The sequence below is a fragment of the Ralstonia sp. ASV6 genome (assembly GCF_016429285.1).
GTDB classification, from domain to species: Bacteria; Pseudomonadota; Gammaproteobacteria; order Burkholderiales; family Burkholderiaceae; genus Ralstonia; species Ralstonia flaminis.
In genome coordinates this window covers 1-2,614 of sequence record NZ_JAELUI010000285.1, presented here as the reverse complement: position 1 = coordinate 2,614, position 2,614 = coordinate 1, and the positions used below count along the sequence as shown (strand labels likewise).

Annotated in this window: 3 protein-coding genes; 1 reads left to right on the top strand and 2 read right to left on the bottom strand. The window is 58.3% G+C overall.

Translation table 11 applies throughout. The features are described from left to right. Window positions 1-319 (top strand): hypothetical protein (locus JHD73_RS27440; RefSeq protein WP_199033288.1); only part of this gene is annotated, 319 nt, incomplete at its 5' end. A 269-nt stretch (window positions 320-588) separates the two neighbouring features. Here JHD73_RS27440 and JHD73_RS27435 read toward each other — a convergent pair. Next, a complete protein-coding gene (locus tag JHD73_RS27435; protein WP_199033287.1) occupies window positions 589-1,245 on the bottom strand; it encodes a hypothetical protein in 657 nt (218 codons plus the stop codon). A gap of 246 nt (window positions 1,246-1,491) precedes the next feature. Then, a partial coding sequence (locus JHD73_RS27430; RefSeq protein ID WP_199033286.1) for an HNH endonuclease family protein occupies window positions 1,492-2,614 on the bottom strand: 1,123 nt, incomplete at its 5' end.

Here is a 2,614-nt window from a genome sequence, read left to right as displayed (position 1 = left end):
GATCGGGTTCGACATCACCACACCTTCACGGCTTTCTGGCGCGGAGCGCTTTGCGTCGCTGATCAGGCGTCACCGTCCCCTCGGTCAGCCTGGCTCGATACGCTTCTTTTTCAGCGAGGTCCTCAGCAAACCATGTCTCGGCTTCAAGCTCTCGATGCAGGGCGGCTGTAGCGATGCCGAATGCGTCGGTCGTACCACCCGGACCCGCAGCCACGGCGACCTGATGAGCCCGTCGCGCGATGTTCTGCAGCGCGCGGATCTCAATGAGCAGCCGGCGGACGACGGGGTCATCACGACAGCCCTCCTCGATCGCGCGTAACTGCGCGTGAGAGAAGGCGGGGTATTGAAGGCGCAATGGGTAGGGCATGGCGAAACACTGGATGAATATACAGTATTCGCAAGCTGAGCCAGCGCGTCAAGCCTTTGAGCTTTTATGCTTTATGGATCACTCATCACTGGCCCTCGACGTGCAGCACGGCGCCTAGAGCACCACAAAGGGCCAATTCAGGAGAGCGGTCTTTTTGGACATTAGATGGTGTGGGCCACCCCTACATCACGCGGCTCGATGGAAGTACGACCCGGCCAGTCTCATTCCTTCACGTCCTTCGCAGCCTTGACATACTGCTTTGCCGTGGCCCTGGAGATGCCCATCTGCTGCATGATTAAGTCCTCGGCCGCTCTTTCCAGCGCCTCCGGCGACAACTGAACGCCACCAAGGAGGAGTTCGCTGGCGTCAAACAAGGGGCGCGCCATGGCTGACCAGTGAACACCGCTATCCAGACCCAACTTCACCCCCACGAGCATCATGGTCGTCGCCGTACCCAGTGGGCTCGCACCGGCCTTGACGGCCTCGTCAAACGCATGCCTCAGCCGTGGCATGAGTTGGCCCTGAAAAACGTTTTTGAACGCATCGTCATGATGGAGATCGCGTTTCCAAGAGGAGTCGGGGTGATAGTCGACCATCATGCGCCCCGCTCCCAGCAGAACCGCCAGCACGCTGGCTAAGCCGAGCGTCGACGTGGCCCGTTCCTCGATCAGCGCGTCGGTCGCGCGCGAATAATTCTCCCGAATCGCCTGCTTGTCGCCGGCCTTCAACTTCCGTGGAAACTGCTGTGCCAAAACCGACACCGCCAAACCAACCAAATCATTGGCGGTTTCTTGAGGGTTGCTCTCCAGCAAATCCTGCAATCTTTTCCGCAGCACCGCCTGGCGTGCAACACGCGCAATCTCATCGCGATCTTCCATGCTTTCTCCGTGCTCCTGGTCGCAAAATTGACTGATGAAAAAGAGCTCATCCCTCCACCGAGAACGCGAGTAGCTTATGTGATGCGATTCGCCGATTCAACGCCAATAGACAATACCCTGCCAATCCCGGTCTGTAGACAAACTCCCTACTACCTTCAACGAGACCGCATTCGACCTTGGCATGACATGCCTGTAGAAGTCGATCTAGATCGACTTGAGGGTACCGCTAACAGGCGACGAGGCGTATTAGACCGGCCCCTGCCACAAACTCAACGCGACCTCGGCAAGCTTTGCCCCACGCGCGGCGATGCGCTCTTCATCCCAGTCCGGTAACGAGAAAAGCTCTCTGTTGAGCTGAAGATTCGAATGCTTTATCAGCTGCTCTCGCTTCACCTCGAACTCGCTGTTCTGCAGTCCTCGGTTCAAGCCATAGTGCAGCATCGTCAAGTTACCCAAGCGCGGGATAGCCTCAAGTCGAGCCGCAATCGCCAACGCCCGCGGCGACAGTTCTTCGCCAGCGATTTGCAGGCGGCGCACCGAGACGATTTCATCAAATTGCACCGTCGAGCCATCAGCCAGTGGCCAGTGGTTGCTCCAAGACTGGGGCAGAATGTGTTCGATATCGAGGGATCCGAAGTCGAGTGGAACTTTCTCCTCCGACTTTTCCGACCGCATGGCTGATTCCATCCGATGCAAAAGCGATCGCATCTTCGCGGCGTCGAGCCGCCCAAGGTAAAGATCACCTTCGCGGAGTGCCCGACGGAATTCCTCATCAGTCGGCCAGCGTGATGCTTCGCCAACGGGCGCCGACAAAGCGGCACGAAGCGTAGTCAGGCTCAAGCCCCCAGCAACCAGGCTCTTGAGCTGTTGCTGAAACACCTTGTTGTAGTTCTTGCGCGTCAACCCACATACCGCGCGGCGGACGAGGTACGACTCTATGCACGCGAAGATCGCACACTGTTCCTCTTCATCGAGCCCTGACGCTGCGACACGCAGCGCAAGCGGATGTGCAGGCGACGCGTCCCAATCGGAGACTCGGCGGCCGAACACCGCAATCGGTGTTGTCCCGATCCCCGTAACAAGTGCCCTGTAGTGTTCAGCGTAGTTGTTGAGCAATTTGAGTTGCGCCGCCGTCGTACGCATAGCAGGCTGAGAGTCGACAAACTTGCGATACCCGGCATAGAGACGGCCGATTTCGACATCATCACCGTTCTGTGCCACGACGACCGTCTGCACGAACCACTCCAGGCGCGGGCGATTCAGGCGGCCACGCGCCAACGGCTCACTCCACGTCGAAGCCTCAAACTGCGTCCACAACGACTCATACAACTCTGCCGCATCATTGCCGGCTTTCAAGAAGATAAAGTTA

What these genes read in the sequence shown, in the direction of transcription:
- JHD73_RS27435 (WP_199033287.1), bottom strand. Translation starts at nt 1,245, where the DNA reads ATGGAAGATCGCGATGAGATTGCGCGTGTTGCACGCCAGGCGGTGCTG.